15 protein-coding genes are annotated in these 19,332 nt (G+C 45.2%); 4 read left to right on the top strand and 11 right to left on the bottom strand.

All coding sequences use genetic code 11. From position 1 onward, the window contains the following. Positions 1-253: 253 nt before the first annotated feature. The 11 genes from R7E38_RS17705 to R7E38_RS17755 all read right to left on the bottom strand — a co-directional run bounded on the left by R7E38_RS17705 (position 254) and on the right by R7E38_RS17755 (position 12,534). Complete coding sequence (locus R7E38_RS17705; RefSeq protein ID WP_012841372.1) at positions 254-715, bottom strand: hypothetical protein; 462 nt, start codon at positions 713-715, stop codon at positions 254-256. 3 nt (positions 716-718) lie between these two features. Continuing rightward, positions 719-1,942, bottom strand: coding sequence for a type II secretion system F family protein (locus R7E38_RS17710; protein WP_048626840.1), 1,224 nt, complete (start codon positions 1,940-1,942; stop codon positions 719-721). An 8-nt stretch (positions 1,943-1,950) separates the two neighbouring features. Then, the gene (locus R7E38_RS17715; RefSeq protein WP_158159799.1) at positions 1,951-3,675 is read right to left on the bottom strand and encodes a GspE/PulE family protein; all 1,725 of its coding nucleotides are present in this window, start codon (positions 3,673-3,675) and stop codon (positions 1,951-1,953) included. Then, entirely contained in the window at positions 3,672-4,766 is a 1,095-nt protein-coding gene (locus R7E38_RS17720; protein ID WP_318081941.1) for a tetratricopeptide repeat protein, read from the bottom strand. Before R7E38_RS17720 ends, R7E38_RS17715 begins: the two co-directional genes overlap by 4 nt. Next, positions 4,763-5,608 carry an ExeA family protein gene (locus R7E38_RS17725; protein ID WP_053303467.1) on the bottom strand — a complete coding sequence of 282 codons (846 nt, stop codon included), beginning with the start codon at positions 5,606-5,608 and terminating at the stop codon, positions 4,763-4,765. Before R7E38_RS17725 ends, R7E38_RS17720 begins: the two co-directional genes overlap by 4 nt. A gap of 44 nt (positions 5,609-5,652) precedes the next feature. Then, positions 5,653-7,293, bottom strand: a complete 1,641-nt coding sequence (gene mshL / locus R7E38_RS17730) for a pilus (MSHA type) biogenesis protein MshL (RefSeq protein ID WP_005388471.1) — start codon at positions 7,291-7,293, stop codon at positions 5,653-5,655. Positions 7,294-7,313: 20 nt separating this feature from the next. Further along, positions 7,314-7,646: a hypothetical protein gene (locus tag R7E38_RS17735; RefSeq protein WP_005381196.1), complete on the bottom strand. Its 333-nt coding sequence runs from the start codon at positions 7,644-7,646 to the stop codon at positions 7,314-7,316. After that, positions 7,639-8,289 carry a type II secretion system protein GspM gene (gene gspM / locus R7E38_RS17740; protein WP_005381197.1) on the bottom strand — a complete coding sequence of 217 codons (651 nt, stop codon included), beginning with the start codon at positions 8,287-8,289 and terminating at the stop codon, positions 7,639-7,641. The genes R7E38_RS17735 and gspM overlap by 8 nt, the downstream gene beginning before the upstream one ends. Beyond that, positions 8,286-9,731, bottom strand: a complete 1,446-nt coding sequence (locus R7E38_RS17745) for an MSHA biogenesis protein MshI (protein WP_226084016.1) — start codon at positions 9,729-9,731, stop codon at positions 8,286-8,288. Before R7E38_RS17745 ends, gspM begins: the two co-directional genes overlap by 4 nt. Before the next feature lie 11 nt (positions 9,732-9,742). Then, complete coding sequence (gene csrD / locus R7E38_RS17750) at positions 9,743-11,752, bottom strand: RNase E specificity factor CsrD (RefSeq protein WP_005381201.1); 2,010 nt, start codon at positions 11,750-11,752, stop codon at positions 9,743-9,745. A 242-nt stretch (positions 11,753-11,994) separates the two neighbouring features. After that, the gene (locus tag R7E38_RS17755) at positions 11,995-12,534 is read right to left on the bottom strand and encodes a single-stranded DNA-binding protein (protein ID WP_005381235.1); all 540 of its coding nucleotides are present in this window, start codon (positions 12,532-12,534) and stop codon (positions 11,995-11,997) included. Between the two features lie 277 nt (positions 12,535-12,811). Between R7E38_RS17755 and R7E38_RS17760 the strand changes: the two genes are divergently transcribed. The 4 genes from R7E38_RS17760 to R7E38_RS17775 all read left to right on the top strand — a co-directional run bounded on the left by R7E38_RS17760 (position 12,812) and on the right by R7E38_RS17775 (position 19,309). Then, the gene (locus R7E38_RS17760; RefSeq protein ID WP_005381237.1) at positions 12,812-13,456 is read left to right on the top strand and encodes a LuxR C-terminal-related transcriptional regulator; all 645 of its coding nucleotides are present in this window, start codon (positions 12,812-12,814) and stop codon (positions 13,454-13,456) included. 159 nt (positions 13,457-13,615) lie between these two features. Then, a complete protein-coding gene (gene galU, locus R7E38_RS17765; protein ID WP_005381239.1) occupies positions 13,616-14,488 on the top strand; it encodes a UTP--glucose-1-phosphate uridylyltransferase GalU in 873 nt (290 codons plus the stop codon). Positions 14,489-14,637: 149 nt separating this feature from the next. Beyond that, the gene (gene uvrA / locus R7E38_RS17770) at positions 14,638-17,460 is read left to right on the top strand and encodes an excinuclease ABC subunit UvrA (protein ID WP_054575329.1); all 2,823 of its coding nucleotides are present in this window, start codon (positions 14,638-14,640) and stop codon (positions 17,458-17,460) included. A gap of 67 nt (positions 17,461-17,527) precedes the next feature. Next, positions 17,528-19,309 (top strand): PglL family O-oligosaccharyltransferase, encoded by a 1,782-nt coding sequence (locus R7E38_RS17775; RefSeq protein WP_226084013.1) that lies wholly within the window; start codon positions 17,528-17,530, stop codon positions 19,307-19,309. Positions 19,310-19,332 lie beyond the last annotated feature (23 nt).

The raw sequence follows: 19,332 nt of genomic DNA on the forward strand, positions 1-19,332 counted from the left end.
AAGTTTCGTTTAGGTCACGCGACCATTTTGGATATTGTCAAAACGGTTTGGGGCAGCAACGTTCACTAAAACTGACCGTGAAGTGGATACTGTATCTACCGCTTGAGCAGAATGACGATTCGCCATTATTCAGTTCATGCTGCAATGAGAAAAACACATTATTGTTTACCCTCTATTACAGCGTCTTACTTATGGTAATGATTGCATTATACCGACTTTCAATACCAATTATAGTGATTAGGTGTCAAAAAATTCACTCTGCCGACATTTCGACGTCTATTTTCAGTTGATTAGCTGTTGAAATAACTACAATCGACTGACCATTTTCATAAGTATACTGACAGACATAACGATCAGTTTTGATGGCTCCACTGATATCTATTAACTTATTAGTCATTATTTTACGTTGTGGATAATGCACTGCTAGCCAATAACCACAATCTAAAACACCTTGTTGAGTAAAGGGAGACACTAGCCCGCCCTCAGTCATGGTGAGATTAAAACCATCCATCAGCATATGTTTTGGCTCGCCTTGTACTAACCAAGCTTGACGATAACGCTGAACACTATCTTGCATCCAAACTCTCGCCAACTTCGCTCCGGTCACTTGCGCCTGCTCGGTAACAGGACGTAATTTGACCGCCAAGCCAACAGCAATGATGGTAGCAATTACCCCAAAAACGATTAGCGTCGCTCGACTTTGATTTTCAACCACCGATTAGCCGCCTTTGATGATGTCTAGCATTCCCCACATTGGCAGGAAGATACCCAGTGCTAGCACCATAACCATGCCTGCGACAATCACCAAAAGTAGCGGTTCTATTCTTGCGGTCAGTGTTTTTAGATCGTAATCAACTTCTCTATCGTAAAAATCCGACACTTCTAGCAGCAGCTCATCAATACGGCCGGTTTCTTCCCCTACTGCAATCATCTGAATCACCAAAGGGGTAAAGATTTTACTGTTGATGGCAGTCACTGAGATGGTGCTACCCGCTTCAATCGCGGATTTCATCTCAAGAATTCGATTTTCTAAAAAGCGGTTCCCCAGGGCTTCCCCGGCTAAAGCTAAAGACTGGTTAAGTGGAACGCCTGACTTAAGCATCAACGAGAAGGTTCTGGCAAAACGGGAAAGCTGCGCGCGATTAACGATATCGCCCACAATTGGAAGCCGAAGCCGAAACTTATCGAACTTTTCCCGACCATCAGCCGTCGCCACCCAGGCTCTGAAAACCGCAAACGCGCCAATCATTGCCACAATCAACAACACCCAATAATTAACAAAGAAATTAGAAGTAGCGATCAAAATACGCGTCGGCAGTGGTAACTCAACACCAAAGCGCGTAAACATCGATGCAAACTCAGGGATCACCAAGATATTCAATATAAACATGGCGATGGTGATAAAGATAATGACAAACGTCGGATAACGCATCGCCGCTTTGATACGTTTACGAGTCTCGAGTTCCTGCTCGTAGTAATTCGCCAGTTGCAATAGTGCTTGATCGAGTCGACCCGTATTCTCACCTACGTTGATCATAGAAACGAACAGTGGGCTGAATACTTTGCTGTGTTGCTGCATCGCAGAAGACAAACCTCGGCCATTACTCAGTTCAGAAACGACATCTTCCAGTGCCTCTTTGAGCTGTTTGTTTTCACAATTTTGCAGCAGGCCACGCATAGAACGCAGCAACGGTACGCCCGCTTTAGTTAAGCTAAACAACTGGCGAGAGAAAAGAATGATCACTTCCAATGGAATGGCTGGCACAAATAGCTTAGACAAGCTCATTTGGCTTTTTGCCGACTCTTTCTCTAACCGCACATTGAGCGGGATGATCCCTTTGTTCATCAACGCTTCCGCTGCAGCTTCTGAGTTCACGGCCTCGATTTTGCCGTTAGTGGATGAGCCGTCTAGAGTACGACCTTGATAACGAAAAGTTGGCATTCACTTACCTATATGAAAATGGGATCAGTCTTACCAGAAGCGTCACCTTCACCTAGGGTCATCACTTCATCCAAGCTGACGGTGCCTTGCAGCGCCAGTTCCATCGCCGAGGCAAGCAGCGGCTTATAGTTTTCTGAGCGGCGCGCGGCTTGCGCAAAGCCAACCGCATCATTAGCGCGCAACTTATCCATCATCTCTTGCTCAAGTTCGAGCATTTCAAACACACCGATTCGGCCTCGATAACCAGTCAAATTACAGTTTTGGCAACCTGCGCCTTTATAAAAAATGGTGCTAACTTGATTTGGGAAACGCCCAGCTAACCACTGCTGGCGAGACTCATCTAAGTGGTCTTCTGTTTTACAATCGGGGCAAACTCGGCGCACAAGACGCTGCGCCACCACAGCTCTGACTGCACTAGCAACCAAGTAACCCGGCGCACCCATATCGATCATACGTAACGCACTGTCGACAGCATCGTTGGTGTGAAGAGTGCTCAATACTAAATGCCCCGTTAGTGCAGCTCGCAGACCAATTTCTACCGTCTCTTGGTCACGCATCTCACCAACAAGAATGATGTCTGGGTCTTGACGTAAAAAGGTTCTAAGAACACGCGAGAAAGTTAGATCGATCTTGCTGTTAACCTGTACCTGAGTGATACGAGGCAGACGATATTCAACCGGGTCCTCTGCTGTAATGATCTTTTTCCCAGGTTCGTTGAGCTCACTCAATGCGCCGTAAAGCGTGGTGGTTTTACCGGAACCTGTTGGCCCGGTAACCAAAATCATGCCGTGCGGACGCGCCAGCTGTCGACGTAAGCGAGCAAGCAAGTCTGGCGGCAAGCCTGACTCTTCTAACGGACGCAAACCAGCAGACTGGTTAAGCAGACGCATTACCACAGATTCTCCGTACTGCGTTGGTAACGTCGACATACGAATATCAATTGATTGGCCACGCACTTTGATATTGAATCGGCCATCTTGTGGCAAGCGCTTTTCAGAAATATCTAGGTGTGCCATCAACTTCAGTCGAAGAACCAAAGCCGATGCAATATTCACTTCATTTAAGAGCGTTTCATGCAATACGCCATCAATTCGCTGGCGCAAACGCAATACTTGATCGTCTGGCTCAATATGAATATCCGAAGCTCCAACCTGTACCGCATCTTCAAACATGGAATTAACCAGCTTTACAACGGTAACCTCTTCACTATCGGCTTCATCAATACCGTAATCAAAGCTTTGTACATCTTTATGCTCTTCATGCAGCTGTTCAGCAAAGGAGGCGATCTCTTTAGTACGGCGGTAATAACGGTCAAAGCTTGAAATAAGCTGACGCTCTGAAGCCACAATGAACTCAAGGTTGTATTGACCTAACAAGTTCATCAATGATTCTTGAGTGAACAAGTCCGCAGGGTCGCTCATAGCAACGCGCAGGGTGTCCCCATTTCGAGCAACGACCATCGCACGTAAGCGACGAGCGTGTACCTCAGGTAAAATCTGCACGGCTTCGGCATCCACAGGTGCACGACCAAGATCGATCAGTGGCAAACCAAGCTGCTGAGACAAGAAGTCCAACATTTGCTTTTCAGTAATAAAGCCAAGGTCAATTAACGCATCCCCTAACTTCTGCCCGGTACTGCGTTGTGCGTTTAGTGCTTGCTGGATTTGTTCTTCAGAGACGATACCTTCCTCAACCAGAAGATCGCCCAAGCGTTTTCTCAACTGAATTTTCATTGTGCGCTCTCCAACTCTTTCAAGATGCTCAAACGGTCACGGATAAATGCTTGCGATTGATTCGAAATGCCAACTTTACCCAGGGCTTGGTTGTAAGAGTTGATCGCGGTAGTAAAAGCCAGGGCACGCTCTTGTTGAATAGCTAAACCTAACCACCAGCGTGCGTTTTCCGGTTCACGCTGAGTGAGGAGTTGATAGCTCTCAAGCGCAATGTCATTTTGCTTGTGTTTTTGTGCCAATGCCGCACGCATCGCCAAGTAATCTCGACTTGGTACTGGAGGCAAATGAACAAGCGGGCTCAGCGCCGCTTCAGGTTGATTAGCTTTCACTAACAACTTAGACAAGGCCAAGCGAAGTACTTGGTTGTTCGTATCTAGGTTAATGCCTTCTTGAATAATCTCATATGCTTTACGTGTGTCACCTTTACCAAAGTACAACGCTGATAACTTTTGACGCGTGTCTGCATTCATTGGCTCATAACGCAACGCCTCGGCATAAGCCGATAACGCCGTTTGCATATCGTTAGCATCCAGTGCTTTTTCCGCTCGGCTAACCGCTTTAAGAGATAATTGACGATGTGTAAGCTCAACCTGCTCAATACGCATTGAGCTGTTTTCTGATGTCGTGCGGGTTACGGGATCGTATTGTTCCTCGCTCGGCATCGTTGCTAACTGCGCGAGTAAAACTGCCTCTTCAGAGGCGGTATTTATCTCAGATCTTGGCGTGAACCTATCAGTCTCTTGCATGTGAGGCTGTTGCGCTACCGGCTGTGTGGCTGGTTTAGTGTAAACCACATGAGTTGTATCGGGCGTCATTTTACTCGTTGGCGAATGAGTGCGCTCCGATGAAACAATTGGTGAGACATTCACAGACGACAATGGCATAGCGTCGGTTTGAAACTGTGATAGCTCGCCTGAAGGAACAGGACCGCGAGAGACCGCCCAGCTACCAACCGCAAGGCTTAACGAAAAACCGGCGACAAGCCAAAGCCAAGGTTTACTGCGTGAGACACTTGGAATCTCCGCACGAGTAAGCTCTGACGGCGATGTTTTTTCAGCAAGTTCTGATAATGCTTTATTGATGGCACTCAAGGTTGACTCCATCCCCAAAATACGGGTGTTTTAAACTTAGGTTTACGGGCATCAAACGTATCGTGCATAGCGGCGTAAACGTGATGATTTTTCAATAGTGTGCAACGCTCATTAAATGCAGCAAGCAACGACTTGTGGCTAATTTGGTTTATCAAGCGCGGAATCCCCATGGATGAACGCCAAATCGCTTTTTTCTGTTCAATAGAAAAAATGTGCGCCCCATTGCCTGCTTTATCTAAACGATTATTGATATAAGCCACGCCTTCATCGATAGAGAGAGGACGTAACTGGCAGCTAAACGTAATGCGTTGACGAAACTGCCTTAGCTCATGGTTAGCCAATCTTTCATCCAACTCAGGTTGTCCGAATAACACCAATTGAATGAGCTTATCTTGTTCCGTTTCTAGGTTGCCAAATAGACGCAATGTTTCTAAAGCTTGTGGGGAAAGAGCTTGCGCTTCATCAACGATCAAGACGGTTTTCTTTCCCAAGTAATGTACTTGAATCAAGTGCTCTTGAATGAGGGAAACGATACGCAGCGGATCATCGTTCTCGATACCCAACTCTCTGGCGACAGCAAACTGCAACTGTTCCCCATTCAACACTGGATTGGGTAAGTAAATAAGCTCAACTTCAGATTCAATCTGCTCGATCAGCTTACGGCATACCATGGTTTTTCCAGTGCCTACTTCTCCCGTCACCTTAATCACCCCTTCTCCCATTTGCACGGCAGCTAGGATGGTTTGGATCGCCTCATAGTGAGGGACTAACCCCAAGAACATTTCTGTATTTGGGGTTAACGAAAAAGGCTGAACTCGGAATCCAAAGTGTGACAAGTACATACTCGAATCACAAACCTATTGAAAAACAGAACCTTTCCCAGCGCTTATTGCGCATCTGGGAACCACTCTTGCAGCAGATCACGAGAGCGCTCTAGCTCTTTCTGCCAAGAGTTCACGCCAACTACGGTCGGTTTTAGCAAGATGACCAATTCTGTTTTCTCAGTTACGTTATTCACGTTGCGGAACAAATGCCCCAGTGCTGGTACATCGCCCAAAAATGGGACTTTAGAAACAAGCTCACGATTTTGCTGTTTCATCAACCCGCCGATAACCACAACATCGCCATCTTTAGCACGAATAACCGAGTCTGATTCACGAATAGAGCTTTTCGCTAATGGCAGTTGGATGTTTTGGAAATCTCCGCCCAAGTTCAATTGCTTCACTTCTTCCGTGACTTCAATAACTGCGGGGTGAACATGCAGGAACACATTGCCTTTGTTATCAATTTGCGGAGTCACATCGAGGGAAATACCCGAGAAGAATGGCGTCAGTTCCACTTCAGGAACTGCATTTGAGTTTTCACCGTTGCCTGCATTGCTCGATAGCTCGGTAACAAAGTACTCATCGGTACCCACTTTGATGACAGATTTTTGGTTGTTGGCAGCGGTAATACGAGGGCTCGAAAGGACGTTCAAGTCACCTTGCGTAGACATGAAGCTCAACACGGCATTGAAGTTACCATCCGAAATAGTCACGTTAGTTTGACCGCCCAATAGCGTGCCAATCGCATCCAATGGTGGTAATGTCGACGCAGGGCGGTTGACTACGATACTACCCGAGTTACCAATTGACGCCGATAAGTTTGACCAGTTGATGCCTTGTTGGTAGCCATCATTCAACGTCACTTCTAGGATTTTAGCTTCAAGAATGACCTGGCGCTGCATGCGCTCCTGCGATACACCTAAGAACTCGCGTACTTCGCGAATATCATCTGGAAATGCTCGAACCGTAATAACTCCCGCTTGTGGCGTTACAACCACACTTTGCCCTTTGCCTGAACCAATTAGATTCGCAACGGCTTGCTGCAGCATCGGCCAGAAGTCACTTTCAGTGATGGTTTCGATGCGTGTACCGCCCGTAGATGTGGTCGAGCTATCGTTGTTGTTTCCATTGTTAGAGTCTGACGAGTCAGAACTGTCTGAGCTACCACCAGAATTAGACGTACCAGCCGAGGTTACAGAGCCCGTAACAATGCTGGTTAATGAGCGACCAGAACGCTTGAACTGCAGGTAATCGACTGGAATGGTCACCGTACGCATACCTGCTGGGTAGATTTGAATAACTTTGCCAGACTTCACCACGTCATAGCCATACATATTCTGTACGACATTCAGAACTTCATCCAATGTCACATCTGACAAGTTGACGGTGATATTACCTTGTACCGATGGGTGAATCGCCACGCTGTACTCTGTGCCTTTCACCAACGAGGCGAAAAAGCTTCTTGCATCGACCGCATTCGCTTGAATACGAAAACGCTTCGAGGTGCCTTGCTCTGATGCAACGTTCGAGTCTAAATTTGGCATCAAGTCTGCCTCAACAGAAGAAGGAATTTCTTCCAATGTGCGGCTGTTCGCTTGATTGATCGATTCATTGAGCGCTTCTTTAACTTCCACTGGATTCCGATGACCCATTGAACATCCCATTAAAGAAGCAATCGTTATTCCTACAACTAATTTGCGCATATCTGATCGGGCTCTGGTTATTATTGTTTTACGTTTAAATCAAAAAGCTCTAGGTCCCACTGACGGTTACCACGCTTTAAAGTTACAAATTCACTATTAATGCTCGCGACGCGATAACCCTTAAATAGCTCGCCTTTTTCGACAAGTTTGTTATCCATAATCGCGATACAATCAGTACTTGGCTTACACACAATACTGTTGAGCTTAGGCAGTCGGTACCGTTTAACTTTTGGTTTCGCTGACGTTTCAACCGCTGGCTTTTCCCAACCAAGTGGGGCCGTTGGGTCCTGGTTTGCCCAAGCGGTTCCTGCCGCTGCCATAACAAGCAATGAGATGATGAGTTTGTTAACCACCAATAAACTCCTCTCTAGATCCTAGTGTGTAGACTTCTAACACAAGCTTCGCTTTCGGGTACTCTTCGACTTTATAACTAAAGCTGCGCCAGTAATAACTCGCAGGAAGGCTCTCCAATTTATTCAGATAATTAGCAATAGAAAAATAGTCACCAGTCAGTTCCATACGAACAGGATGCACGTAGTAACCAGAGTATTGCGATGCTTCTTTATCTTCCGTTATTGGCTCAGATGGCAAGGTTTGCAGAGACAAAAGGTGAATGCCACTTTGCTGCTCCAACACATTTTCAAGCAGCTCAGCCATTTGCGAAGGTGTAATAAGATGCTCGATGATCTCCGCTAATTGCATCGAAAGATGCTGACTCTCAGCTAACAGATTAGATATCGCGCGATCAATCTCAGCATTTGGATCTTTCTTAAGTTGCGCCTGAATACGTAGCGTATCGATTTCAATCTTTTGATTGGCTTGCTTTAAATTACTTAGTTGCCTCTCATTACTGATGATCTCGTTAAGCTTTGGCTCCAATACCAGCGTAAAGAGCAACATGATCACGACAACTAAACCGCACAAAGCGGTGAGCACTTTTTCACGCGTACTCATTTCGCCAAAGCGCCCTTCTAATGAGAGCCAGAATTCGTTCATTTCTCTTTATCCTCGCGCGTTTTTAGTTCAAACGTCACAATATCCTTATCATTTCGACCTATTTTGACGTCGTCAAACGTTCGGCCAACCAAGCTAATTTCATTTTTAAATTGGCTGACCCAATTTGGCACTGAGCTCGGTTTTTTCGCTAGTCCCTTCAGGTCTAAGGTATGGGTATTGATTCGAATTTCGGACAAAGAAATTTCTTGGTTTCCTAGCTTCGCTAATGATTGCATCACGCCAGAGTAACCCGTGCGTTGCGAGTCATCGTATTTCCCGACAGCTTTAAGCGAGTCTCGCTTCGCCTTGACTTCACGCTCTAAGCGGGCTTTAGCTGCCAGCTTATTATTGTCAGGTTGATGTTTACGTAGCTTGACTTGATAACGTTCAAGCTCTGACTTCATGATATCGCCTTTACTTTTTACAATAGCAATCTCATCTTCCAAACCGCTGCTCTGCCAAGTCACATAACCGTAAGAAAATAGAATTGCAGCCGCCGCAACGCCCCAAGATAACGCGATATTTTTTAGCGTCAGGAGCTCTTTTTTCGGCTTTAAGTAATCGGGATATAAGTTGACGCGTCGAGTATTTGAAGTAGCCGCAGTGTCAGCCAAAACATGTCCTGATAGCTCATGTTCTGGTGGTAATAACGGTGAAACCTTAGTACTTAAACGGTAATTCAGAGCCTGAACAAGCTCGCTCTCATCCTCTTCATCGCAGCACACTTTCAATTGATGTAATTGCACGTGGCGTAACTGAGATGAAAGATAATCAATCGAACGTTGCAGTTCTAACGACAGACTGTCCATCTGTAAATCGCTAGACGGAACCCCCGTTAACGGTGGCGTCACACTGCGAATTGAGCGGTGGAACGCAATAGTATTTTCGACAAAAGCGCTTATACGGAATTGACCACGCACACTGCGTTGTAATAATAGGAAGTTTCCTAGTTCACCCGCAGTCTCTCCCCAAATATCGTCTTCAGGAAGAATGGCCTCTAATGGTAACTGGGCTCGACTGGCCAGTAACACAATCTTATCCAATATTTTTCGCGATAAGACGTATGCTTGCACTTTGGTTGAATTCGGTAACTCGACCGCATCGGCAATAATGTCGATAGCACGCTCAGAGATCAGTTCTTTCAACAAAAACGGTAATGCGGCTGGCCATTCTTGACGCGGCATGACTGGTTTGTCGATTTGGTACATCTGGTAATAGTTATGAGAAAGAATAACCGTTAATGAATCATACGCACTCGCTGCAACGCTCAATGCTTGCTCAACGGCTTTTTCCCAATTGGACTCAGAAATATCAAATTGGTATGGACGACTACTTTTGATTGAAGATGATAAATAAACGGCGTCTGGCTGAATAACCAAAAAGCAGGAGCGATCACCACTAGATGATCGCTTAAGCTTGTCGAATAGTGCTTTGAAATCCATGATTATTATCTTTATTTTTTCCGCCAGCGATTTCGTCTTCCCAATTTAACTTGGGATTCTGATTGAGAATTCGGCAACGCTTGGGGACGAGGAAGAAACTGCTGCTCCGCAGAAAAGTAACGCCCTTGCCCACCATAAACCCCGAGCTCAATTAATGTGTTGAGCTCGTTCTGATTCTCAATTCCCACTGCTATAATTTTAGTTTTACTGTTTGCCGCCGCACCTAGCATACTGCGGACAAATAGCTGGTTTTCATGTCGTTGGTCGATTTTTGCTACTAAACTGCGATGAAGTTTAAGGTAACGAATGTCCACTTCTTTTAAATAGTGAGTGCTGACGATGGTACGCCCAGCCTGCCCAACCATTAAGTGGCACCCTAAACCGGCCAGCATTTTAGCGACTGGTCGCATAAAGTCTAAGTGTCTTACAAATTGTGCTTCAACAAACTCAAAACTGAGACACTTTCTCTGCTCACGTGACAACTGTAAGAGTTCATCACGAAACCATTTAAAGTACTCTCGGTTAGAAAATGGCGTTACATTCAAATTGAGCGCATACGATCTTGAGTTATCAAAATTATCCTTAAACTCTCTTAAGAATTTATTAATAACCGACTTATCCATTTGCGCTTCATAACCAACCTGTCTGATCGCAGAAATGAACCGAGACGCTTTAACAATCCCATTCTCAGGATCGCGAATCCGACATGTTAACTCTTCATATAATGATTTTTTATGCGTCGCGTCACTTATTGGGTGCACAGATTGTGCGTAGAGTATCACACTTTCAGGTGTAAGTGCTGTGTCAAATAACGTTCTCCACCTCACACTTCCGCGAGCTTCTTCATCGTGGTTCCATTTTTTGAAGCGACTCCAATTATTGTTATTTTGTAGTTGCGCACTACGCAAAGCAGTCTCGGCTTCATCAATGATTTGGCTGTGTCGCTCACCTTCTTTATAAGTGGTGATGCCAATATGGCACCAGTTGTCTGGATCAAGTGGCTCTGGCGGCATTAACTTTTCTAACTGGCGAATGCATTGCGAGGCAAGGTTAGCCACATCTTTCGCACTTTGGTGCGGTAGAAAAAGCGCAAAATCAGCATCGTAATAACGGGAAAATACAACATCTGGGTATCGTTGAACTAAATTGGACAATAAACTCCCAACTTCAACAATAAACTCATCCGTAATTTGCTTATCTTGCTCTTCTTCAACCAGTTTCCAGTCTTGAATACGCACTAGCAACACGGCGCCGCGAGCCCCACTTTCTAGTAACGCCGATTCCAACTTGCTATCAAATAACACTCGGTTAGCGGTACCGGTTAGCTTATCAAGGAAGGTTTGAGTTCGAATAAAGGTATCAAATCGGCTTCGCTCTTGACGCGCATCTTGTAACTCTTCGATTAATACATCGAGCGCTTCACTGGCGGTGTAAGGCCATTCTTTTTTGTCACCTTTGGCATACTGCTCCACCCTACCAGCCAGGATCATTCTGCCTCGCTCTTCGAGCATTTCGGAGCCTTCTAATTGCTCCTTAAGCCATGCCACGCCGCGCATTAAGCAGAAGATGATCAATATAACGGCAAGCGTGATCGACCAAAGCGCCTGCATTGAGTAGCTGTAACCTAAGTAAGGGGGAATTGCTTTAAAGTGAATCGTGTAATCTTGATTGTGAGTCAACTGGTACTCAGCCTCAAACAAGACTGACGCTTCCATTTGATGAGAAGTATCTTTGAAGCGATAAACAACGGCGTTGTTGGTCGACAACGTCATTTCGACAATATTGGAAGCCTGCAGCATTTTCGGCATCCAGCGCTGCATAGAATAAGCGGCGTCAGGATCTTCCATCTCCTTGTCGACCACCTCTACGATCCCTTCTAAATAATGGGTGAGATATTCCTGCCCAAGACGTTTAAAAGAGAGGGTGCCACCGACAAACAAGATAAACATGGCGCAGATAACGATCATGGTGACAAAGGCCACCAGCCGTGTGCTTAACTTAAGAGTTGGGGTATACCTCATGAATACCAAATTCCTTTTTTATTCATCATATACCTTATTGAAATATTTATACTTGATAAGAGTTCATCAAACAATCGGATTAGTCTGATAGTGAGAGGCTGGAGCATAAAGAAAATCACACTCATTGATAAGTTTTATTGTTACGCCTAACCTTGCCAAGATAAGCCTGTGAGATCATCAGATTGCGACAATAAAAAAGGCCGCGATATTCGCGGCCTTTTCGATTCAAGCATAAGCAGAATTTAGAACGGGATATCGTCGTCAAAATCCATTGGTGGCTCATTGTACTGCTGCTGTGATTGCTGCGGAGCCTGTTGTTGTGGTTGCTGTTGCTGAGGCGCATTGTACTGCTGCTGAGCTGGCTGTTGAGGCTGACCCCATCCACCTTGTTGCTGCTGTTGACCGCCCATAGGTGCACCGCCACCTTGAGCACGACCGCCAAGCATTTGCATAACACCATTGAAGCCTTGAACAACGACTTCAGTTGAGTAGCGATCTTGACCACTTTGATCTTGCCATTTGCGAGTTTGCAGTTGCCCTTCAATGTAAACTTGAGAGCCTTTACGCAAGTACTCACCTGCTACTTCCGCAAGTTTGCCGAACAACACAACACGGTGCCATTCCGTTTTTTCGCGCTGTTCGCCAGTCGCTTTATCACGCCATGAATCAGAAGTCGCAATAGTAATGTTTGCTACTGCACCGCCATTCGGCATGTAACGAATTTCAGGGTCGTTACCTAGATTCCCCACCAAAATAACTTTGTTAATTCCACGGCTGGCCATGATGTGCTCCGTTTCACTCTGGATATATAAAATTTTAGCGCATTAGAATAGCACGCTTTAATGTTTTGATTAAAGTCTAATACCATTGTGATCTATTGAGTCATCCTCTAGAACCCAAATCGTATTTCAACTTACGTGTGTAGCATTTTTGATTCGCGTTGCAGACATCGTTTCGTGAAGCTTTGAATTCGAACGCATTTATTCAGTAAAGCGATGGTTATGGCCTCTCTTTAATGCCAGTTTATGGCTTCTATTGAACCCAGGGAGATTGGAACACGTGAGAAAGTCGGCTTACGCAAGAAAGCTATTTCTGATCAGTATGGAAGATAATGCGCAAAAAAAAGTGGCGGCACTCGAAAAGTACGTTGATATGAGCATCCCGGTGATTTCAACCGCAGCACTCATGGAAGCCAAGCCACAACACCGTAATAAAATTCTACTGATCGACTTCAGTGAACATAAATCACTTGTTCAATCGATCAAAAACTTGCCTCTTGTATGGAAAAACTTTGAAACCGTTGTCTTCAACGTGCCTAAAAGACTAACCACAGATGAACTTCTTTCATTTGGTCAATTAAAAGGTGTGTTTTATTCTGAAGATACGCTAGAGCAAATTGGAGAAGGGTTAAAAGGCATTGTTAACGGTCAAAACTGGCTGCCGCGTAATGTAACCAGTCAACTTTTACACTATTACCGCAATGTCATTAATACTCATACTGCACCAGCTACGGTAGACCTAACCATTCGTGAGCTACAAGTACTGCGTTGCCTACAAGCTGGCGCCTCGAACAGTCAGATGGCCGAAGAGTTATTCGTCAGTGAATTCACCATCAAATCGCACTTGTATCAGATATTCAAAAAGCTATCCGTAAAGAACCGAGTACAGGCAATCGCCTGGGCAGACCAAAACTTAATGTCGTGATGCAATGTTAGCGGCTCTGATAACTGAAATGACGAGTCGCTCATCTTTTTTCCGCACCGAGTCTCACATTTTTTCCTACTTTATTCATGATTCATTGATACCTCTCGTGTTAAAGTTATGCGCAGATTCTTGATAAAAACGAGATAGGATATTCCCCCAATGATAAAAAAATGTCTGTTCCCTGCTGCAGGCTATGGCACACGCTTCCTACCGGCAACGAAATCTATGCCAAAAGAGATGATGCCAGTCGTTAACAAACCGCTTATTGAATACGGTGTCGAAGAAGCAATCCAAGCTGGTATGAACGGCATGTGTATTGTGACAGGTCGTGGCAAGCACTCGATCATGGACCACTTTGATAAGAACTACGAACTGGAACATCAGATTAGCGGTACCAACAAAGAAGAGCTGTTGGTAGATATCCGTGAAATCATTGAATCTGCAAACTTCACTTATATACGTCAACGCGAAATGAAAGGCTTGGGCCACGCGATTCTAACTGGACGAGAATTGGTAGGCGATGAGCCATTTGCTGTTGTTCTTGCTGATGACCTTTGTGTGAACGAGCAAGAGGGCGTACTGGCTCAGATGGTGGCACTATTTAAGCAGTTCCGCTGTTCTATCGTTGCAGTGCAAGAAGTACCAGCCGAAGAAACACACAAATACGGCGTTATCTCTGGTGAAATGATCAAAGACGACATCTATCGCGTAGACGACATGGTAGAAAAACCAGAGAAAGGCACGGCGCCTAGCAACCTTGCTATCATTGGCCGCTACATCCTGACTCCCGATATTTTTGAACTGATTGAAAACACTGAACCTGGTAAAGGTGGTGAAATTCAAATCACTGACGCGCTGCTAAAACAAGCAAAAGCGGGCTGTGTATTGGCTTACAAATTCAAGGGCAAACGCTTTGACTGTGGTAGCGTTGAAGGTTACATCGAAGCAACTAACTATTGTTTTGAAAACCTGTATCTAAAAGATGAAAAAACCTCTGAGCTAGGTAAGCACGCAACACAAAAAGCTGTATAAAGCATCGTCGTAGTACGAAATTACTGTATCGAAAGCCCAGCACAACGCTGGGCTTTTTACTTTACTGTTTTTTTATCCAGTAATTTTCTTTGCACATTTCTCACACTATGTAATACTTGCCCCACTTGGTTATACATAGAGCAAAAACGATGGATAAAATAGAAGTTCGCGGTGCCCGAACCCATAACCTTAAAGACATTAATCTTACAATCCCTCGCGATAAACTGATTGTCATTACTGGACTAAGTGGCTCCGGTAAATCCTCTCTCGCTTTCGATACATTGTATGCAGAAGGCCAACGACGCTACGTAGAGTCTCTCTCTGCCTACGCTCGTCAGTTTTTGTCTCTGATGGAAAAACCCGATGTCGACCACATTGAAGGGTTATCACCTGCGATTTCTATTGAACAGAAATCTACTTCTCATAACCCGCGTTCAACCGTCGGTACAATTACCGAAGTCTACGACTACTTACGTCTATTGTATGCTCGTGTGGGCGAACCCCGCTGTCCAACGCACCATGCCCCTCTTGCTGCACAAACCATCAGTCAAATGGTGGACAAAGTCCTAGAGATGCCGGAAGGCAGCAAAATGATGCTATTGGCACCTATTGTCAAAGAACGTAAAGGTGAGCATGTTAAAACACTTGAGAACTTAGCGGCTCAAGGCTTTATTCGTGCGCGTATTGATGGAGAAACTTGCGATCTTTCCGATCCTCCAACCCTTGAACTACATAAAAAGCACACCATTGAAGTTGTGGTAGACCGCTTTAAAGTTCGTCCAGACTTACAACAGCGCTTGGCCGAATCTTTCGAGACCACGCTCGAATTATCAGGCGGAATTGCGGTTGTCGCGCCAATGGATGGCGACGGTGAAGAGATTATTTTCTCCGCCAACTTCGCTTGTCCACAATGTGGTTACAGCATGCAAGAGTTAGAGCCGCGACTTTTCTCATTCAACAACCCTGCTGGTGCATGTGGCACTTGTGATGGCTTGGGTGTTCAACAATACTTCGATCCAAGCCGAGTCATTCAAGATGATTCATTAAGCTTGGCACAAGGTGCGATTCGCGGTTGGGATCAAAAGAACTACTACTACTTCCAAATGCTCACCTCATTGGCCGATCATTATGGTTTTGACCTCCATGCCCCTTTTAATTCTCTGCCAAAGAAAACGCAAGATGTCATTCTAAAGGGCTCAGGTCGTACTGAGATTGAGTTTAAATACATCAACGATCGTGGCGATATTCGCGTTAAACGCCATCCATTCGAAGGTATTCTGAATACCCTAGAACGTCGCTATCGTGATACAGAATCCAACTCTGTCCGTGAAGAGCTTGCAAAATACATCTCCACTAAATCTTGTTCAAGCTGTGGCGGTACTCGTCTACGCCTTGAAGCACGTAACGTGTTTATTGCTGATACGACACTACCTGAGATTGTTGAACTCAGCATTGCTGATGCATTGGAATTCTTCCATTCCTTGAAACTGGAAGGTCAACGCGCCCAAATCGCTGAAAAAGTGATGAAGGAAATCAACGACCGCCTGCAATTCTTAGTTAACGTCGGTTTGAACTACCTAAACTTATCACGCAGTGCAGAAACCTTATCAGGCGGTGAAGCTCAACGTATTCGTTTAGCAAGCCAAATTGGTGCAGGTCTTGTTGGTGTCATGTACGTCTTAGATGAACCGTCGATTGGCCTCCACCAGCGTGATAACGAACGACTCCTAAAAACACTGACTCATTTGCGCGATTTAGGTAATACCGTACTTGTGGTAGAACACGATGAAGATGCGATTCGCTGTGCAGATCATGTCATAGATATTGGTCCTGGTGCTGGCGTACATGGTGGTAATGTTGTTGCGGAAGGCACCATGGAAGAGATAGTCGCGAATCCGAATTCTCTGACAGGTCAGTACTTAAGTGGTGTTAAAGAAATCACAGTACCGAAAGATCGCACGCCGCGAGATCCGAAAAAAACGGTTGAGCTATTAGGCGCAACAGGTAATAACCTTAAAAACGTTAACCTTTCAATTCCTGTTGGGTTATTCAGCTGTATTACAGGGGTATCTGGCTCAGGTAAATCAACGCTGATTAATGATACTTTCTTTAAAATTGCGCATACCCAACTTAACGGAGCGACAACGGCTCAGCCTTCACCTTATAAATCGATTAAAGGTCTAGAGCACTTCGATAAAGTCATCGATATCGATCAAAGCCCAATTGGCCGTACACCTCGCTCTAACCCTGCAACCTATACGGGGATCTTTACACCAATCCGTGAACTGTTTGCAGGCACACAGGAGTCGCGTTCTCGCGGTTACAAGCCGGGCCGTTTTAGTTTTAACGTACGCGGTGGTCGTTGTGAGGCCTGTCAGGGTGACGGTGTTATCAAAGTAGAAATGCATTTCCTACCAGATGTTTATGTGCCATGTGATGTGTGTAAAGGTAAACGCTACAACCGTGAAACGCTCGAAGTACGTTACAAAGGTAAAACTATTGATGAAGTACTAGAAATGACGGTCGAAGATGCACGCACCTTCTTCGATCCAGTTCCTGCCATCGCTCGCAAACTACAAACACTGATGGATGTGGGTTTGTCGTACATACGATTGGGTCAAGCGGCAACAACACTCTCCGGTGGTGAAGCACAGCGTGTGAAACTGGCGCGAGAGCTATCCAAACGTGATACAGGAAAAACCTTGTACATTTTGGATGAACCAACAACCGGCTTGCACTTCCATGATATCCAGCAGTTGCTCACTGTACTGCACAGACTTCGCGACCACGGAAATACTGTCGTGGTGATCGAGCATAACCTGGACGTCATTAAGACTGCGGACTGGATTATCGATCTTGGTCCTGAAGGGGGTCAGGGTGGCGGCGAGATAATCGCTCAAGGCACTCCGGAAGATGTGTCGCAAATCGAGGGGTCGCACACAGCTCACTTCCTCAAGCCTATGTTGAAGTAGAAAAAACAGGTAAAGTATCGAGACCAGCAAGTGCTGGTCTTTTTTCATTCAAAACAACGCAATAACTATGGCTACTATACATGTAAGTGGAACAAAGCTTTCTCCCGAAAAAGTACAGGTTCCCCTCAATCGCAAGTTTCTCATTGCCTTGGCAACACTATTTGTGTTGGCAATGCACTTTTTCATGCCCAACCCCGGCGGTTCGGGGCTTTCGCTTTCGTTCAATGCGACAACTTGGATTGCTTTTAGCTTTGCATTAGGCATTGGGTGTTACCAACTTGCGAATAATCGAGTACTACGTTACTCAAAACTAACCATCGGCTTGTTCATTAGTACTCTTATCATGACGGTGCCCATTCTGTACCCAAATGCGAATAGCAGTTTGGCAGCCAATAAGCTCATTGGCCTGTGGTGTGGTGTCCTGTTCTTTATTGTTTTACAACAATTTCATTTCAGTAATAAACATCGCCAACGCCTATTATGGTTCATTGTCCTTGCGGTTGTTATCGAAGCCATTTTTGGTTTGACACAATATCTGTATCTCAAACCAGGCAATCCGTTTGGTTACGACACGGTGGCCAATCGTCCTTATGGTATTTTCCAACAGCCCAATGTAATGGCCAGCTTTCTTGCGACAGGGTTGGTGATTGCCAGCTATTTACTTGCACGTCAGCCCTACAAATACGATCGTAAGTTAAGCGATGTTTACCTTCTCTATGCCGTACCAGTTTTAACTTTACCACTAATTGTGGCGTTGGCTTCACGCACTGGTTGGTTAGCCTCGGTCATCGCCGTGTTGTTGGTCATTCCATACATGTACCGCTTTGCAACCAAAGGGCGCTTTATCCGCTGGGTTGTGTCACTTGTAAGTGGGCTCTTACTCTCAGTCGTTGTCATGCATCTTGCCTTTCCTGATGGAGGTGGGTTAGCCGCAGAAAAAGTAAATATGGAGTCTCCTCGAGCGTATACTTTTCCGCAAACATTAGACATGGTGATTGAAAAGCCTTTTACTGGTTATGGATATGGTAAGTTTGAATCTGAGTACATGCTGTATACGGCTCGTCAACATGCCCTAAATGAGAATTACCCAGCTGGTTTGCCAGCCATGGATCATCCGCATAACGAGCTGCTTTACTGGGGAGTAGAAGGTGGCTTGCTGCCAATACTCGGCATCTTCTTAGCGATGGCACTGGTACTGTATCGAATCTATCAAGCCAAACGCGGAACTCGTCTTGCGTTGCTGGCCTTGTTTATACCTATCGTATTGCACTCACAACTGGAATACCCTTTCTACCACTCTCTCGTGCATTGGTTGATCTTCGTTATCCTACTGTACTGGGTCGATCAGCGCGTCTCTCGTTATCGACAAGTCGGCTTTAGTAATGTAACCAAAAGCTTGCTGCGTGTTTTTAGTTTGGTACTTCCCGTTGCGTTTACGTTTTACATGGTAAGCGCATTACATACGAATTATGTATTGACGAAGTTTGAGACTACTAGACCAACTAACCCTGATATTCTGAATCAAGTCAGTAACCCTGTAGTTTGGAAAGACAGGTTTGATTGGGATGTCTATAGCACGTTTTTAAACCTTGGGCTGTACCAACAAGACGCAACCTTGATTCAGCCTTATATCGATTGGTCGCTAAAAATCATCAAAGATAAGCCTCGCCCTGCATTTTATAATAATTTGATTTTGGCCTACCAAGGCTTAGATGACTCAAGTAAAGCGGAGCAAATTAGAGCTGAAGCGCAGTTTTTGTTCCCGAAGATTGATTTCAGTGACGTCAATTACCAGCCACCTTCTCAAGCAATATCTGCCTCACCAGCCCCCACTGCAGGAGCTGAGTAATAAATACCAAAAAGCGAAGGGAT

Origin of the sequence: Vibrio sp. Vb2131 (genome assembly GCF_033338535.1) — a bacterium.
Taxonomy (GTDB): domain Bacteria; phylum Pseudomonadota; class Gammaproteobacteria; order Enterobacterales; family Vibrionaceae; genus Vibrio; species Vibrio alginolyticus.

Excerpts from the sequence above, each read along its gene's own strand:
- R7E38_RS17775 (WP_226084013.1), top strand. The coding sequence starts at position 17,528 with ATGGCTACTATACATGTAAGTGGAACAAAGCTTTCTCCCGAAAAAGTA.
- uvrA (WP_054575329.1), top strand. The coding sequence starts at position 14,638 with ATGGATAAAATAGAAGTTCGCGGTGCCCGAACCCATAACCTTAAAGAC.
- csrD (WP_005381201.1), bottom strand. The coding sequence starts at position 11,752 with ATGAGGTATACCCCAACTCTTAAGTTAAGCACACGGCTGGTGGCCTTT.
- galU (WP_005381239.1), top strand. The coding sequence starts at position 13,616 with ATGATAAAAAAATGTCTGTTCCCTGCTGCAGGCTATGGCACACGCTTC.
- R7E38_RS17710 (WP_048626840.1), bottom strand. The coding sequence starts at position 1,942 with ATGCCAACTTTTCGTTATCAAGGTCGTACTCTAGACGGCTCATCCACT.
- R7E38_RS17725 (WP_053303467.1), bottom strand. The coding sequence starts at position 5,608 with ATGTACTTGTCACACTTTGGATTCCGAGTTCAGCCTTTTTCGTTAACC.
- gspM (WP_005381197.1), bottom strand. The coding sequence starts at position 8,289 with ATGAACGAATTCTGGCTCTCATTAGAAGGGCGCTTTGGCGAAATGAGT.
- R7E38_RS17715 (WP_158159799.1), bottom strand. The coding sequence starts at position 3,675 with ATGAAAATTCAGTTGAGAAAACGCTTGGGCGATCTTCTGGTTGAGGAA.
- R7E38_RS17755 (WP_005381235.1), bottom strand. The coding sequence starts at position 12,534 with ATGGCCAGCCGTGGAATTAACAAAGTTATTTTGGTGGGGAATCTAGGT.
- mshL (WP_005388471.1), bottom strand. The coding sequence starts at position 7,293 with ATGCGCAAATTAGTTGTAGGAATAACGATTGCTTCTTTAATGGGATGT.
- R7E38_RS17745 (WP_226084016.1), bottom strand. The coding sequence starts at position 9,731 with ATGGATTTCAAAGCACTATTCGACAAGCTTAAGCGATCATCTAGTGGT.